This is a genomic window from Effusibacillus consociatus, assembly GCF_042652925.1.
GTDB classification, from domain to species: Bacteria; Bacillota; Bacilli; order Tumebacillales; family Effusibacillaceae; genus Effusibacillus; species Effusibacillus consociatus.
This window is the reverse complement of record NZ_JBHSHC010000138.1, coordinates 1-15,088: the sequence shown is the minus strand read 5'-3', so window position 1 is coordinate 15,088 and position 15,088 is coordinate 1. Positions and strand designations below refer to the sequence as shown.

Below are 15,088 nucleotides of genomic sequence, written 5' to 3'. Positions count from 1 at the left end.
GCTCAAGGTTAACGGATTTCATTCCGTTTTGTGCCTTGAGCGAAGCGAAAGGAATGGGTATAAAAATGAACAAATGGACAATTCGCGGATTGGTCTTTAGCGCCTTGTTCGCGGCCATTATAATGGCTTTGAGTTATTTGCAGATTCCACTTCAGTATTTACCCATTACCTTTGCAACACTCGGGATTATGCTCGCCGGTTCCATATTGGGGGCACGTTATGGGTTCCTCGCGGTTTTATTGGTAGTAGGACTCCTGGCGGCAGGTCTTCCGGTGCTTGCCGGTAAAGGAGGAACAGGTCTTACAAGAATTCTTGGGCCCAGCGGCGGTTTCATTTGGGCATATCCGTTCTCCGCACTTTTAATTGGTTACTTTGCCCAGCGCATCAGGCAAGATCGGTTTACATTCGTTAAATTGGTTGGCATTAACTTTTTGTTCGGTTCACTTTTCCTTTATCCAAGCGGTGTGGCGTGGCTTGCCTATAAGCTGCAGTTCCCTGCACAGAAAGCATTGGCTGTTGGTATGTGGCCGTTCCTTCCGGGTGATTTGATCAAGGCCCTTATCTGTGCGGGCGTAACAGTAGCCGTTTGGCGTGTGTATCCGCCGGAGCGTATCACGGGGGGAAGCCTGTCCCGTTAATCAGCAGGCAGTCCAAGGAGGTGAAAAGCGCCCGTCCCAAAGCGGGACAGGCGCTTTTTATTGCAGTGGATCAGATATGGTTGCGAAGTACGGGCAGTTCTTTGTTTTCCATCCTCATCTTTGCCCCACAGATCGGACAGTCCTTCTCGTTCTCGTCTTTCATGTCAACGCGTTGCCATGTTGGGCATTCGGTGCACTGGAAAACAGCTGTGACTTGCATGGGAATTTCTTCTCTTTGATAAGAAAATCGTGCCACGGAAATCCACCTCCATAACGCCTATAGACGAAAAAAGGAGCGCGTCTTGCGCTCCGACATAAGTTGTTATTAGTATACCACATTTTTCAAACCTCTACCACAACCTCGCGACATTTTGTGCGAATTTTTCTGGTGACAATATCACAGACGAACAACAAACAATTGTTTTTCTCTTGATTTTTATGCTGTCGTCCCGTATACTTAATTCTTGTGTCCTATTCCTTACTCTCATCGGCGGATGAGGGTCATTAGTCCAAAAGGAGGTAAAACTATGCGCGCGTACGAAACCATGTATATTCTTCAACCGGATCTGGACGAAGAAACCCGCAAATCCCTCGTGGAGAAGTTCAACAAAATCATCACTGACAACGGTGGCGAAATTGAAAAGGTTACCGAACTCGGTCAGCGTCGTCTTGCTTACGAAATCGAAGGTTTCAAGCAAGGTTACTATGTACAGTTGAACTACAAAGCAGAAGCTACAGTGCCGCAGGAACTCGAGCGTGTTCTTCGCATCAGCGACGAAGTGATTCGGATTCTGACCACTGTATCGGCTCGCTAATTTTCACGAGGAAGGAGACTGAACAATGAACGACTTTAAGAAAAAGCGTGGCAAGCGTCGTAAAGTTTGCAAACTTTGTGTAGATAAAGTGCAGCATGTGGATTACAAAGACGTGAATCGTCTCAGCCGCTTCATTACTGAACGCGGCAAGATTCTTCCGCGTCGTATTTCCGGCAACTGCGCTCACCATCAGCGCCAGGTAACCGTTGCAATCAAGAATGCACGTGTTATCGCTCTTCTGCCTTATACGGTTGAAGGCTAAGATTCTTGACAATTGAACAAAGTTTCTGTATTGTTATCATAAAGTAGAGGCGCTCGCTTCTCACCTGCCCGCCGGTTGCGATCAGGTAATCTCATGTAATACGGTTAAGTTTCGTATTTCATCGCGGGCGCATTCATGCGTCCGCTTCTTAATTTATTTGGAGGTGACTCACTATTAGTCGCGATCAAGAAGTTCAGATCAACGAGGAGATTCGTGCACGGGAAGTGCGATTGATCGATGAAAAAGGAGAGCAGCTTGGCATTGTGCCTTTAAGCAAGGCTCTCGATTTGGCAGAAGAACGCAATTTGGATCTGGTCAACGTCGCACCGACCGCAAAGCCCCCCGTATGTAAAATTATGGACTACGGGAAGTACAAGTTCGAACAACAAAAGAAAGAAAAAGAGGCTCGCAAGAATCAGCAAGTGATCAACATCAAGGAGATCCGACTGTCACCAACCATCGACGAGCACGATTTCCAGACCAAGCTCCGAAACACAGTCAAATTTCTCCAGAATGGCGACAAAGTGAAGGTCACCATCCGTTTCCGCGGCCGTCAGATTACACACACGGAAATCGGAAAGAAAGTGCTTGAACGCATGATCAATGAGACTTCCGAGTTGGCTCTTGTGGAACGTACTCCGAACATGGATGGGCGTCAAATGATTATGATTCTTGCTCCAAGAAAGGGATGAAACTAACATGCCGAAAATGAAAACCAAACGTGCTGCTGCCAAGCGTTTCAAGCGCACAGGTTCCGGTAAACTGAAGCGTTCTCACGCTTACACCAGTCACTTGTTCTCTAACAAATCCGAAAAACAAAAGCGTCATCTGAGCAAGCCTGCTTTGGTTTCCAAAGGCGACCAAAAGCGTATTGCACAACTTGTTACCTATATCTAAGTTCCTAAGGAGTTGAAATACAATGCCTCGCGTTAAAGGTGGTACGGTTACTCGCCGTCGTCATAAAAAAGTTTTAAAGCTCGCACGCGGCTATCGCGGCTCCAAACATCGTCTGTTTAAAACCGCGAATGCCCAAGTAATGAAATCCTTGCTCTACGCTTTCCGTGACCGTCGTCAGCGTAAGCGTGATTTCCGCAAACTCTGGATTACCCGTATCAACGCACAAGCTCGCGTGAACGGTCTGTCCTACAGCAAGCTGATTAACGGCCTCAAGAAAGCCGGCATCGAAGTAAACCGCAAGATGCTCGCTGAATTGGCTGTGAATGATAAGGAAGCATTTGCATCCATTTGCGAAAAAGCAAAAGCGTAAGCTCTTCTTTCAGCGAAAGACCCCGCCTGACTCAATCAGTCGGGGTCTTTCATTTTATTATTCCACATATCCCGGAAACTTCTCGTCTGTTTCCCAGGACTCGACGATTTGCCGGGCCTGGGGAAATGTCAATCCGAATCTTCCCATCAGGAAAGCGATCGCTGCGACTTCCCTGATCGCATGACGGGGACTTCCCTTTTCCACCACCTGCTCAAATATAAAATATTGGACCAGGGGACTAACCTCACCCAGCACTTGCTGAGCCAACGCCTGTGTTGCTCCGGCAGGTATTCCTCCTCCCGGATATCCCATTCCAGGAATTCCACCCGGATATCCCATTCCAGGAATCCCTCCTGGATATCCCCCAGGCATCCCTCCCGGATATGCTCCTCCGGGGATCGCTCCCGGATACCCCCCAGGCATCCCACCCGGATATCCCCCAGGCATCCCACCCGGATATCCCCCGGGCATCCCACCCGGATATCCCCCAGGCATCCCGCCCGGGTATCCCCCGGGCATTCCCCCGTAAAACTCTCTCCAGTCATAGTTAAAATACACCCGAATTCCTCCCCTTTGTTCTTCTAACGGTAACAGGGTATGTTTCGGGCGTATGTCCCTGTTCCACGACAAATGCCTATCTTTACTCGACAGTGACGGCGGCACACTCGGAGGGGCTCTCCACTTGCTTCCGATTTGTTGCCTGAAGTTTTTGAATCAGCTTAAATTGCGCAGCTCCGGCCGGAAGCAGCCAGACTGCCAAAATGGAAAACAATGCTTCTCCTCCGTAAGAAGTCAACCCAATCCGTCCCATTCCACCCACCTCGCTTTCAAATTATTTCCATTGTACTCGGGAGTTCAATAATTGAATAGGGTCTAGCTTACAAACAGCCGCACAATCTGGTACAATAGCTGTACAGCAGCTGTGACTGAACAATCTAACCATTTCGGAGGAGGCGCTCCGCCGTGAAAATAGCTTTTTATCTGATACTAGGACTGCATTTGCTTGCGGTGGCTTTCAAATTGGGATTACTTTTTCTCATTCCGCGTCTGAAAAACGTGGAGCAGGTACAGTCATTCCTCGGGCGCTATAAAAAAATGGACTCCGCTGCAAACTGGTGCCTTTGGTTAACAGGCGGGGCCATGGTATTTACCACATCTCTCGAATATCTGCTGCAAATGTGGCTGCTCGTTTCGATGCTGATTTACATGATCATTTTCTGGGTGGTCAAACGAGTGGTTGTTAGAGGGATGGAGGAAATCGCAGCCAGTAAGAAAATCCATGCCCACGAGGAACTACGAAAGCTGCGAATCGAGAATCTCTGTGTTGGAGTAGTCGTATTTATCCTTCTCATGTCAATTGGAACGCTTATGATGACGAAGCCCACATTTTAAGCCTGAAAAGCACTGGATTCCCAGTGCTTTTATTTATTCACGACTTCATTAAACTGCCGCAATCTCTTGTTAACAAAACTATTGTCTGAATTGCAGCTCTATTCAAAAAGGAATTTACAAGTAAATCGAGAATATGTTTGTTCGTAGGACATTTTCATATTGCGAAGGGGGACTTCAAATGAAACGCACGCTTACTGCTGCCGCACTCACGACTGCACTGGCGGTTAGCGCTTTTGTCGGGACCGGTTTCTCGGCTCCCGCATCTAAAAGCACAGCCGGTGCATCGGTGAAAGCATCGCAGGCTAAAACCTATTTGATTGCTTTCCAGAAAGACCTTCCGCACAATTACGAGACGACTATTGCCGAGGCAGGCGGAAAAGTGCTTCGAGCTTTGCCGGAAATCGGCGGGCTTGAAGCGGCATCCAGCAATCCCGCTTTTCTTGATAATTTGAAAGGTGTTGCGGGAATTCAAGCGGCCAATATACAAATCACACACAAACTTGGCTATAAAAAGATTGACCCTGCTGCCGCAGACGGTCTCCCGGTCACCGATATTCCCCAACCGAATGAAACCGACAGCTACTGGCAATACCAATGGGATGTACAGCGTGTCACCCATAATGGGGATTCGTATAACATCGAAACAGGCGGTGCCAAGAACGCAAACGGCACCGTGACACATAAGGCAGTGGTGGGGGTAATCGACACCGGAATCGACCCTGATCATCCGGATCTTAAGGGAAACTTGCTTGGCGGGGGCAACTTCGTACCGGCGGGAATAGATCCCAGTGAAAAAGGGGATCCGACCGACATCCGCGACAGGGATGGACACGGAACCCACGTGGCGGGTTCTATCGCAGGAAACGGGAAGGTAAAAGGGATCGGCCCAAACCTCGGAATCCGAGCGTATCGGGTATTCCCTGAAAATGCAGGAGCTCCTACCTCTTGGATTGTCGATGCAATGATTCAGGCGGCTGACGACAAAGTCGATGTCATTAACATGTCCCTCGGGGGCTTTGATGCGATTTCACGATATACTTATCAGAATACCGGTTCCTATTCGGATGCGGCCGATATGGTCCTGTGGAAACGCGCCGTTCAATATGCGGTCAATAAAAACGTAACTGTTGTAGTGGCTGCCGGCAATGAGTCCCTCAATCTGAATAACCCAACCGAAATAACAGACTACATGAACGCCGAATACGGATACCTGGGATTCCAATTCAAAGGAGCTTCGATTGAAGTTCCCGGCCAGATTCCAGGCGTAATTACCGTATCGTCTTCCAATAAATGGTCTGCTGAGAAGATTGCATTTTATTCGAACTACGGAGCCCGCTCCATCAGTGTAGCTGCACCGGGCGGCGACAACGGCCCGGTTTACGATGAGACCCGCGACCTGATGAAGCGCGATTTCCACTACCGTACCCTTAGCACTTGGCCGACTTATCTGGAGCCTTACTTTACATCCAATCTCAGAAGCTACGCCCTGCTGCACGGCACTTCGATGGCGTCCCCGAAAGTCGCAGGCATTGCGGGAGTCATTAAAGCGGCTGAGCCTGAATTGACACCTTCCCAGGTGGCAGCCCTCATCAGCCAGACTGCGAATGATTATGGAAAACCTGGAACTGACGAGCTGTTCGGTGCGGGCGAAGCCAACATTTACAACGCCCTGCTGAATATCAAGAAATAGCGGTATCGAACCGATCAGCAGTGGATCATGAAATAGTGAAACCAAGAGCTTGGCGTCGTCGCCAAGCTCTTTCACGGATTTAGATCACTTCAGCCTGAGTTTGTTTTCGAGTTTGTTTCCCAAATAGATCAGGAGCGTATCCCGTTTGATAGATCTCGCCATGTCATGGAGCTTCACCATTTGTTGATGCAAGAATTCGAAGCGGTTGTTGTTCTGGTCACGCTGCTTCCCCACTTCGCAACGGATTTCGAGTTTCACCTGGTGCATCTCCTGCCGAACCTCTTGTTTGAACTCTTCCATGTCTTGCACGAGTTCCTTTACTTCCCCCAAGATTTGTTCCAAAAGCTTTTCCATGTTACCGCTCCCTCAGGTTTTTACTTCCGGTCTGACCTTGTTGTTTGATACGTATTTTAACAATAGATCTGTTTAAATTCAACACAAAACGTATCAAAACCAAGAGTTGTTCGACAATGTTCTTTTCATGATTTGAATAAATTCCAGTGCCGGTCGGGACAAATACCTTCCTTCACGATAAGCAACCACCAATGTTCTGGTGGGCGCCGGAATTTCGATCGATAAATAGATTGGCTTCACCGGAGCCCAGCCGGATCTTGCCACCATCTCCGGAACAAATGAAAGACCCATTCCTGCCGCCACCAGCGATTGCACCATTTCAATATTCGTGCTTTCAAATGCGACATTCGGTTCAAAACCCGCTCTCCGGCAGATTTCAAACGCGATATGACGAAAGCCCTGTCCGCGTTTTAACAGGATAAATGGTTCATCCTCGAGTGACAATAAATTTACACGTGATCCGGTCTGTTCCGCCAATGGATGATCAGAGGGAACCGCCAGTAAAATCTCTTCTGTCAAAATCGGTTCATATACCAATGTCTGATCTTGAAGGGGCAGGGTAAGCAGTGTGAAATCGGTTTTTCCTTTTGCCGTTAACTCTTCCAGGTTAGCGGTTGTGTCTTCCACAAGAACCACTTCAATACCGGGAAATTGTTGTTGAAAAATCGGCAGGACGGCCGGCAAAACATGGGCCCCCGTGATTGGCAGACTGCCTATGACCAGACGCCCCTTTTTCAGATCTGCGACATCTTCCATCTCTCGTCGCAATTGGTCTGTTAAGTCAAGAATTCGACCTGCTGTTTCGACAAACCGTTCCCCCGCGTAAGTGATTTCCAAGGGAGTAGTCGTACGGTCAAACAGTTTCACTCCAAGCTGCTGTTCCAACTTCAGAATTTGCTGACTCAGCGAGGGTTGGGCGATGTGCAATTTTTCGGCTGCGCGTGAAAAACTACGTTCTTCCGCAACTTTAATGGCATACTGCAATTGTCGAAATTCCATTTTACGCACTCCCCGCTTTCTGATAGGTTTCCGCTGCCCTTGTCCATCTGCGATCCAACATGCCGGACGTCAGGTACACACCCGCGAATACAAGCAGTCCTCCCCAGATCTGCGTCCCGGTAATCTCTTCCCCGAGGATTACGCTAATGATGGCTGTAAACACGGGAATAAAATTCAAAAAGATTCCTGCTTGACTGGCACCGATGGCCCGAACGGACATATTCCAGAAAACGAATGAACCCACTGACGGGAAAATCACCATGTACAAGATACCCGTTACTGCGAGCGGACCGATTCCCGTTAGATCAATACCTTGTGCCAGCGCGAAAGGTGCCATAATCAAAACAGCGAAGAGAGTGGAGACTGCAGTGGCTGTAATAGGCGGAATGTTCCCCAACCGCTTTCCGATAATCGAATAAAACGTCCAAACCACGACAGATGCAACCATCAGCAGATCTCCCCGGTTGTAATCGGCGTCAAATATTTGTCCTAGACTTCCCTTTGTCAAGATGACCAGTACCCCAACCAAAGAAACAACAAAACCTGCAAACTGGGTGGTGGAAATCCTCTCCCCCAGCAGAAGAACCGAAAATAGCACAATCACAGCAGGATTTAACGCACTGACCAATGCTGCATTCGTTGCAGTAGTGTATTCCAGCGCGGAATACAACAGCAGGTTATAACCTATCCCGCCCAATATCCCCATTCCCACCAATGGGAGCCATGCTTGGCCGGCCTTCTTCCAATCCGGTTTTTCCAAAAACCAAGCAATCGGAAACAACAGGAAAAGTGCCAGTAACCAGCGTGAGAAAGTGATCCACAGCGGAGGTACTTCTTCAATGACATACTTGCCAAAAACATAATTTCCCGCCCAAAATAAATTACAGAACACTAACAGCAGCCAAGCTCGATACTTGCCCATCCAGCTCTCCCCCTCATTATAGGTAATATCTATATTTTTAATAATAACTATATATTTGAGCTATTAATATATCCATGGTACAACATTAATAAGATACAAACAAGATTGGAATGGGGGAAGGAGAATGGCAGCTCCACGCACGTTATTTGAAAAGATTTGGGACAACCATGTAATTCATGCCGAACAAGGTAAACCAAGCATCTTGTATATTGATCTTCATTTGGTGCACGAAGTAACGTCACCGCAGGCATTTGACGGTCTCCGCATGGCTGGCCGGAAAGTGCGCCGGCCGGATCGGACATTTGCGGTAATGGATCACAACGTTCCGACTACTGACCGCAGTTTGCCAATCGCAGATCCAATCTCAAAGCAGCAGATGGAAACTCTCTCACGAAACTGTGAAGAGTTCGGAATCCGTCTCGCAGACCTCCACAGCCCTGACCAAGGGATCGTTCACGTGGTCGGACCTGAGCTCGGATTGACACATCCTGGAATGACAATCGTATGCGGTGACAGTCATACGTCCACTCACGGTGCGTTTGGCGCACTTGCGTTTGGAATCGGTACCAGCGAAGTGGAACATGTTCTGGCCACCCAATGTCTGTCTCAATCGAAGCCGAAAACAATGGAAGTCCGTGTAGTCGGAAAACTTCCGCTCGGCGTTACGGCAAAAGATTTGATTCTTGGAATTATCGCGAAATACGGAACCGATTTTGGTACCGGATATGTGCTTGAATATACCGGGGAAGCGATCCGTTCGCTGTCGATGGAAGAACGAATGACTGTGTGCAACATGTCGATTGAAGCGGGTGCACGGGCAGGTCTGATCGCTCCGGACGAAACGACATATTCTTATCTCCGCGGCCGTCAATACGCTCCACAAGGCGATGAGTTTGAGAAGGCAGTTGCAAAATGGAACGAACTGAAGACAGACGAAGGTGCTTCTTACGACGTGGTAGTCGAGTTCGATGCCACAACGCTCGTTCCTCAGGTAACGTGGGGTACCAGTCCGGGCATGGGGACCGACATTACCGGTCAAGTTCCCAATCCGGCAGATTTCTCTTCCGCTGCGGATCGTAAAGCGGCCGAAGCTGCACTGGCTTATATGGACCTGAAGCCGGGTACTCCGCTGACTGACATCAAGATTGATCGTGTATTTATTGGATCCTGCACCAACAGCCGAATTGAAGATCTTCGGATCGCAGCCCAAGTGGTGAAAGGCAAGAAAGTGTCCGAGCATGTCCATGCAATGGTCGTTCCTGGTTCCTACCGCGTAAAAGAGCAAGCGGAACAGGAAGGTTTGCACCAAATCTTTATCGAAGCTGGTTTTGAATGGAGAGAACCGGGGTGCAGTATGTGCCTTGCAATGAATCCGGACGTATTGGAGCCAGGTGAACGGTGTGCCTCCACTTCAAACCGGAACTTTGAAGGACGCCAGGGACGCGGCGGGCGGACCCACCTCGTTTCGCCTCCTATGGCAGCTGCAGCAGCCGTTGCAGGACGCTTCGTAGACGTCCGCAACTGGGAATAAGGGAGGGACAAAAATGGAACCTTTTGTAAAACATACAGGCATTGTGGCACCTTTGGATCGTGTGAACGTCGATACGGACGCGATCATCCCGAAGCAATTTTTGAAGCGGATCGAACGGACAGGGTTTGGCCAATTTCTCTTCTACGAGTGGCGTTTTGACCTGGACGGGAGCCCGAATCCCGATTTCGAGCTGAATAAACCGCGGTACAATGGAGCATCCATTCTGTTAGCTCAACAAAACTTCGGTTGCGGTTCTTCCCGCGAGCATGCACCTTGGTCCCTGCTCGACTACGGCTTCCGCGTGATTATCGCACCATCTTTTGCAGACATTTTCTATAACAACTGCTTTAAAAATGGCATTCTGCCAATTCGTCTGGATCAGTCAGACATTGACACCCTGTTTGCCCGTACTGTGGCGACTGAAGGGTATCAGCTGACAGTTGATCTTGAAAATCAGGTCGTGAGCGATAACGAAGGTTTCTCCGCTTCTTTTGAAGTGGATCCCTATCGCCGTGAACTTTTATTGAAGGGGCTCGATGATATCGGCATCACCCTCCAATATGAAGATAAGATCACTGCTTACGAGGAGCAACTCGCGAAATAATCGCAATCAAAAAGCCACCTGACTGAACCCAGTTCAGCCGGGTGGCTTTTTCACCTTTACGTTTATCGAATCCAAGTCAGTCCTATTGTTCCCGGGCCCCCATGAACACCGATCACAGGTCCAAGGTCTGCCACAGTAACTGAGAAATTGGAAAAACGCTCTTTAATTTCTTTTTTCCACTGAAACGCCTGATCAACTACGTTCGTATGAGCGACACAAAGACGAAGATTGTCAGAAGAAAACTCTGAAAGCAGTTCAAAAATTCGATTCTTTGCTTTTTTGAACGTTCTTACCTTTTCGAATACCCCGACGCTGCCATCCGGAAAGTATAGAATCGGTTTCACCTGAAGAAGGCTGCCCAGAATATATTGCGCTGCGTTCATCCGCCCACCCCTATGTACATATTCCAGGTTGTCAAGAATTACATAGGTGCTTATTCTGTCAGGGTACTCACGGAGAAAGGAGACAATTTCATCAAAACTTTTTCCTTCTTCTTCGAGTCTTTTCCCGTCCAAGAGCATTTGAATAATTGGATAGGATGTGATCTTGGAATCGATGACTTCAACCTCAAATCCTGCCATTTCGGCCGCCATTTGGGAGGTGTTGTGAGTTCCGCTCAATTTGGATGACAGATGAACGGCGATTCCTTTTTCATAGCCTTTTCTTTTCAGTTCTTTGTACAGGGCAACAAAATCCCCAACGGACGGTTGAGAGGTTTTGGGCAGTTCACCCTTTTCAATACGGGAATAAAATTGTTCAATCGTGATGTCAACGCCATCCCGATAACTTTCCTCACCAAATAGTACGATCAGGGGAACACAAAAGATATTGTGTTTTGCAGCTTCTTCCTGTGTAAGACCGGAAGTGCTGTCTGTAATCCATGCGATTTTCGTCAAAAGTCGATCTCCCCCCATCAAATTGATTCAATTCTCTTAATTATTGCTGAACTCTCGCATAAAATGCAAGTATGTCGATTGAAGTTGAGTAGAATATAAAATACCCGAGCATTTGACCGGGTATTTCTTCAATCAATCGATGATCCGACTGTTTACTAAAACGAATCCTCTCTAGAGTTTGAATTGATGGTTCCTTATATTTAGATACAAGATGAAAGTATACCTCAACCTCTTTATACTTCCATATACATAATCGATCGGTCTTCTAGGATTATTTCTTCTTTGCAGTTATTTCCTAATGCTTTGATCACCTGATCGGATGAATCACCTAAGTGAAACGGCAGAACCCCGGATTTTAATCCGGGGGCAGAAACTTAGGTTAGCATTTTAAAGCTATAGTCCGTTAATTTCCATTTACCTTGGATTTTTTCTAACGTATAAGCGACACTTATTTTGGTGTCTTGAACAACTGTGAGGTTAGCTGTTAGAATTAACTTTGTCTTAAAAGGTGTTTGCAAGTCAAGCTTATCGACACTTTGAATCATGAAATCATCAAAAGGGAAGTCATCTACGCGTCCAGAGTCACTACGACATCCGTCCTCCACAGGTTTCAACGCCCGTTTCAATCTTTTGTTTTTCAATTCTTCCCCCAAAAACTCACTCAGCCATTGATCGAGTTTATTTTCTGCTCTTCCGTGTAAGTCAGTTGTGACAACATTCCCCACTCATACGTTTTTTCAAGGGCATGTACCCATACCTCTTTTGCAGTACCGTTTTCCTTTGTGAACTGGGAAGGAATTTTGAGTCGCTCACCAAATTTCGGATTAATCTTGTCTTGCTCGCTAACTGCAGCATCATCAGGAGAGGCCCCCGATACCTTTTGATGCCTCTTGGATCGGTTGAGTTTTTGAGACGGGCGGTGCTGTATTAGGATTAGTTGCAGTTGACCCACATGCCATTAATGCAAGCATAGAGATCAACACGGGAAGAATCACACGTTTTATAGGATAGTCACTCCTTGTGTAATTTTTTTTACTGCTTTAACGATGAATTCTTGTCCCAATAGTCAGTTACTTCGTTGGCGTGCGGAGGCGCTATCACAATGAGAGAACTTTCCATGTTAATCTTCCCATGCTGTATTTTTCAACTGTTGTAAGCGCCATCGTCAACAATCAACTTTGCCTATTGAGCAGACATTCAAATGAGTTACCCCGGATCATCTCCGAGGTACCATCTCTTAGGGAATCAATTTGAAGTTGTAGGCAACGATCTTCCATTTTCCGTCTTCTTTGCCGTACGTATAGACAACTTCGATGGGTTGGTCCTTGTCAACCGTCAATTTGGCGGTCAACACCAGGTTCTTCTTGCCGTCTGTTTTTAGATCCAAACTGTCAATGCTTTGAATGAACTCTTTCTTGGCGTTGAAATCATTTACCTTTGCGAAATTGACGATGCGGTATCCACCTTCAACTGGCTCCAACGCCTGCAGTCGCTTGTTTTTGAATTCTGTTCCGTAATACTGAGTCAGCCATTCATCCAACGCCTGTTTTTGTTCCTTCGTAAAGGAACTTTGTTGACCATACATCGCGTATTGATACATGACTTCCAGATCATTGGTCCACTTCCAGATCTCTTCAGCAGATGCCTTTTCACCGGGGAAGGGGGCCGCTTTTTTCGCGAGCAGATTGTCCTTAAACTTGGTGTTGTTTTTGTGATCAGGAGCAACAGGGTATTTTCCGTCGTCTACCGTGCCACCACTACCGCCTTGAGCTGGTTGATGTTGATGGATATCCGACGTCGTTTTCTGTGAGGGGTCAGCCGTTTGCCCACATCCCGCCAGTACAGCCAAGGATAGGATCGCGGGAATTACAAGACTCTTTTTCATGAAACAAACCTCCCTAGATTGTATTCAAGCATGGTTTTATTTCGAATACTTATAACCACTGTTCTTTTCCCAGTAATCGGTGATCTCATTCACATGAGGTTGCGTAAGAAGAGTCATGGGATCATAACGATTGTCGTTCGGATAAGGACTTGAATACGTGTTAAAATCAATGTGCAGGTGTTTACCGGTCGAATCGCCTGTGCTTCCCATCCAACCAATTCGTTGATATTGGGAAACTGTACTGAATTTTGCAACCAGTGGAGCAGAATCGAAGTGCAAGTATCTTGCAAATACACGTTTTCCATTTTGATAGCCGTGGTCAATCGTAACGGTATATCCTCTTGAATCCGTATTATCAGCTCGATCCACAACGTCCCCTGTTTTAATCGCTTGAATTTCATAGTTCCAAGATTGCATTAATCCCCATGATTCTTGAAAGAAATATCGGTTCCCTTGTGATTCGTTCTAGTTGGATCATTAAAACCGCTGGAAATATAATTGCTACCAGGAACCGGCCAGGCCAACTCCGGATAGAATCTCCATACAAATGTATAATTCTGCGTAGTGTCGTATGCTCCCGCATATCCATATTGATCTTGGGCCATCCGTTTTGAAAAGTATTGTAGATATTCAGGCGATCCCACCCCCAGGCAAGGAACGTCGCACCGACAATATTCCCAATTCCGACGATCAGAAACTGAACCTGACCGCCTACGACACGGTACATCCAGCCGGTTTCACAACCCCCGGCAATTACAATCCCGATTCCGAACAACAATCCGCCTACAAGCGCTCCCGGACTTGCCCATTGTATATTCGGTTTCACTCCTGCAAACAGGAAGACCGCCGTTGCCAAAGCGGCAACCAAAATTCCCACTGCCAGAGCCCGAGCCATGACCGACCGGCTTGTTGTTAACGGGATCGTCATCAGGAGGGGCATCCCCCATGCCATGACCAACTGCCAACTCTTGAGTTGATTGGGGTTTGGCAATCGGTTCTTTTGAAATGGGATTCGTTGAAGTTCGGGCACACGCCGAAAGTAGTATCATTGAAACAATTGCAGGAAGAGAAGAATAAAAGCTTTCGAACAGTAGTGTCTAGAGATGACGTTGTCCTCGAAAGCAGTAGGTTTTACTTTTTCTTTCATGAAGAAAAAATCATGTAGAGGTGAATCTTCTGCAAAGAGATGGTCTTGAGGAACCAAATCTTCTTCTATGAAAACGGAACTCATACGGATATGCTTTTCCGTAACCCGACAAAACATGCATCCTCTCCTCATAAGACAAATCCGTTCATCCCTTTATTGTAAAAATAAAGGCTGAGACAATGTCTTTGTCAAAAGCCTTGAGATGGAGAAGTCTCCACTATGATAAATGTCAAATCCGAAAAACCTACTGTTTAACCATATCGAATTCTTCAGTTTGTCCATTCCACTCTACTTTAACTTTAAGAACTGCATTGCCGAGGGGATGTTCGGATCCGCCTATATAACTCACGATCTTTCCATTTTCAGGTAGATTCTTCTCTGTTCCTCCGGAAGCTATATGAGGACCCTCAAGGGAGTATTTAATATTTTTTACAGATTTTACATCCGTTTTTTTATATTTTAGTGTAAATGTTTCTTTGCCAATATCCTTTGTTGCCATATCAAGCCTAAAATCGCCCGACCAGTGTTCACTTTCACCTTTAAACCGTTCCACATTACCACTCTGACACCCGGTAAGTAAACAAAAAGTTAACCATAAAACGCAAAATTTTTGTTTCTTAAATTGCAAGAATAAATGCAACAACACACGATAATCCATAATATGTAAGATTAAACGACCGATTTTA

Annotated in this window: 22 protein-coding genes; 10 read left to right on the top strand and 12 right to left on the bottom strand. The window is 46.9% G+C overall.

Annotated features, from left to right (window positions below):
- On the top strand, positions 1-638 hold a 638-nt coding region (locus tag ACFO8Q_RS19705; protein WP_380028274.1), incomplete at its 5' end, for a biotin transporter BioY.
- A gap of 70 nt (positions 639-708) precedes the next feature.
- On the opposite strand, the gene ACFO8Q_RS19700 is transcribed toward ACFO8Q_RS19705, so the two are convergent.
- The gene (locus ACFO8Q_RS19700) at positions 709-894 is read right to left on the bottom strand and encodes a cold-inducible protein YdjO-related protein (protein ID WP_380028272.1); all 186 of its coding nucleotides are present in this window, start codon (positions 892-894) and stop codon (positions 709-711) included.
- Positions 895-1,165: 271 nt separating this feature from the next.
- Here ACFO8Q_RS19700 and rpsF point away from each other — a divergent pair, with 271 nt between their 5' ends.
- From rpsF to rplT, 5 genes are all read left to right on the top strand, one after another.
- Positions 1,166-1,453 carry a 30S ribosomal protein S6 gene (gene rpsF / locus ACFO8Q_RS19695; RefSeq protein ID WP_380028270.1) on the top strand — a complete coding sequence of 96 codons (288 nt, stop codon included), beginning with the start codon at positions 1,166-1,168 and terminating at the stop codon, positions 1,451-1,453.
- A gap of 25 nt (positions 1,454-1,478) precedes the next feature.
- Positions 1,479-1,715 carry a 30S ribosomal protein S18 gene (gene rpsR / locus ACFO8Q_RS19690; RefSeq protein WP_380028268.1) on the top strand — a complete coding sequence of 79 codons (237 nt, stop codon included), beginning with the start codon at positions 1,479-1,481 and terminating at the stop codon, positions 1,713-1,715.
- A 173-nt stretch (positions 1,716-1,888) separates the two neighbouring features.
- The gene (gene infC / locus ACFO8Q_RS19685) at positions 1,889-2,407 is read left to right on the top strand and encodes a translation initiation factor IF-3 (protein WP_380028276.1); all 519 of its coding nucleotides are present in this window, start codon (positions 1,889-1,891) and stop codon (positions 2,405-2,407) included.
- 7 nt (positions 2,408-2,414) lie between these two features.
- Positions 2,415-2,612: a 50S ribosomal protein L35 gene (gene rpmI / locus ACFO8Q_RS19680; protein ID WP_380028264.1), complete on the top strand. Its 198-nt coding sequence runs from the start codon at positions 2,415-2,417 to the stop codon at positions 2,610-2,612.
- 22 nt (positions 2,613-2,634) lie between these two features.
- A complete protein-coding gene (gene rplT, locus ACFO8Q_RS19675; protein WP_380028261.1) occupies positions 2,635-2,982 on the top strand; it encodes a 50S ribosomal protein L20 in 348 nt (115 codons plus the stop codon).
- A 57-nt stretch (positions 2,983-3,039) separates the two neighbouring features.
- Here rplT and ACFO8Q_RS19670 read toward each other — a convergent pair whose 3' ends face one another.
- Both ACFO8Q_RS19670 and ACFO8Q_RS19665 read right to left on the bottom strand, forming a co-directional pair.
- Positions 3,040-3,540, bottom strand: coding sequence for a hypothetical protein (locus tag ACFO8Q_RS19670; protein WP_380028259.1), 501 nt, complete (start codon positions 3,538-3,540; stop codon positions 3,040-3,042).
- An 82-nt stretch (positions 3,541-3,622) separates the two neighbouring features.
- The gene (locus ACFO8Q_RS19665; RefSeq protein ID WP_380028257.1) at positions 3,623-3,793 is read right to left on the bottom strand and encodes a hypothetical protein; all 171 of its coding nucleotides are present in this window, start codon (positions 3,791-3,793) and stop codon (positions 3,623-3,625) included.
- Between the two features lie 152 nt (positions 3,794-3,945).
- Between ACFO8Q_RS19665 and ACFO8Q_RS19660 the strand changes: the two genes are divergently transcribed.
- Together ACFO8Q_RS19660 and ACFO8Q_RS19655 are read left to right on the top strand one after the other, a co-directional pair.
- Positions 3,946-4,374, top strand: a complete 429-nt coding sequence (locus ACFO8Q_RS19660) for a DUF2269 family protein (protein WP_380028255.1) — start codon at positions 3,946-3,948, stop codon at positions 4,372-4,374.
- A 178-nt stretch (positions 4,375-4,552) separates the two neighbouring features.
- Positions 4,553-6,064: a S8 family serine peptidase gene (locus tag ACFO8Q_RS19655; protein WP_380028253.1), complete on the top strand. Its 1,512-nt coding sequence runs from the start codon at positions 4,553-4,555 to the stop codon at positions 6,062-6,064.
- Positions 6,065-6,148: 84 nt separating this feature from the next.
- Here the strand turns inward: ACFO8Q_RS19655 and ACFO8Q_RS19650 are convergent, their stop codons facing one another.
- The 3 genes from ACFO8Q_RS19650 to ACFO8Q_RS19640 form a co-directional block, all read right to left on the bottom strand.
- The gene (locus tag ACFO8Q_RS19650) at positions 6,149-6,418 is read right to left on the bottom strand and encodes a hypothetical protein (protein WP_380028251.1); all 270 of its coding nucleotides are present in this window, start codon (positions 6,416-6,418) and stop codon (positions 6,149-6,151) included.
- 93 nt (positions 6,419-6,511) lie between these two features.
- Positions 6,512-7,417 carry a LysR family transcriptional regulator gene (locus ACFO8Q_RS19645; protein ID WP_380028249.1) on the bottom strand — a complete coding sequence of 302 codons (906 nt, stop codon included), beginning with the start codon at positions 7,415-7,417 and terminating at the stop codon, positions 6,512-6,514.
- Between the two features lies 1 nt (position 7,418).
- Positions 7,419-8,339 carry a DMT family transporter gene (locus tag ACFO8Q_RS19640; RefSeq protein ID WP_380028246.1) on the bottom strand — a complete coding sequence of 307 codons (921 nt, stop codon included), beginning with the start codon at positions 8,337-8,339 and terminating at the stop codon, positions 7,419-7,421.
- A gap of 124 nt (positions 8,340-8,463) precedes the next feature.
- Here ACFO8Q_RS19640 and leuC point away from each other — a divergent pair, with 124 nt between their 5' ends.
- Together leuC and leuD are read left to right on the top strand one after the other, a co-directional pair.
- On the top strand, positions 8,464-9,870 hold the full coding sequence (leuC, locus tag ACFO8Q_RS19635) for a 3-isopropylmalate dehydratase large subunit (protein ID WP_380028244.1): 1,407 nt from the start codon (positions 8,464-8,466) through the stop codon (positions 9,868-9,870).
- Between the two features lie 13 nt (positions 9,871-9,883).
- Positions 9,884-10,474 (top strand): 3-isopropylmalate dehydratase small subunit, encoded by a 591-nt coding sequence (leuD, locus tag ACFO8Q_RS19630; protein ID WP_380028242.1) that lies wholly within the window; start codon positions 9,884-9,886, stop codon positions 10,472-10,474.
- 62 nt (positions 10,475-10,536) lie between these two features.
- On the opposite strand, the gene ACFO8Q_RS19625 is transcribed toward leuD, so the two are convergent.
- The 6 genes from ACFO8Q_RS19625 to ACFO8Q_RS19600 form a co-directional block, all read right to left on the bottom strand.
- Positions 10,537-11,370 (bottom strand): DegV family protein, encoded by an 834-nt coding sequence (locus ACFO8Q_RS19625; RefSeq protein ID WP_380028240.1) that lies wholly within the window; start codon positions 11,368-11,370, stop codon positions 10,537-10,539.
- A 374-nt stretch (positions 11,371-11,744) separates the two neighbouring features.
- Positions 11,745-12,095, bottom strand: coding sequence for a hypothetical protein (locus tag ACFO8Q_RS19620; RefSeq protein WP_380028238.1), 351 nt, complete (start codon positions 12,093-12,095; stop codon positions 11,745-11,747).
- 512 nt (positions 12,096-12,607) lie between these two features.
- The gene (locus ACFO8Q_RS19615; protein ID WP_380028236.1) at positions 12,608-13,255 is read right to left on the bottom strand and encodes a hypothetical protein; all 648 of its coding nucleotides are present in this window, start codon (positions 13,253-13,255) and stop codon (positions 12,608-12,610) included.
- Between the two features lie 36 nt (positions 13,256-13,291).
- Positions 13,292-13,672: a M23 family metallopeptidase gene (locus tag ACFO8Q_RS19610; RefSeq protein ID WP_380028234.1), complete on the bottom strand. Its 381-nt coding sequence runs from the start codon at positions 13,670-13,672 to the stop codon at positions 13,292-13,294.
- On the bottom strand, positions 13,653-14,183 hold the full coding sequence (locus ACFO8Q_RS19605) for a YeeE/YedE thiosulfate transporter family protein (protein WP_380028232.1): 531 nt from the start codon (positions 14,181-14,183) through the stop codon (positions 13,653-13,655). The genes ACFO8Q_RS19610 and ACFO8Q_RS19605 overlap by 20 nt, the downstream gene beginning before the upstream one ends.
- A 463-nt stretch (positions 14,184-14,646) precedes the next feature.
- The coding region (locus tag ACFO8Q_RS19600) for a hypothetical protein (RefSeq protein WP_380028230.1) at positions 14,647-15,088 on the bottom strand (442 nt) is incomplete at its 5' end.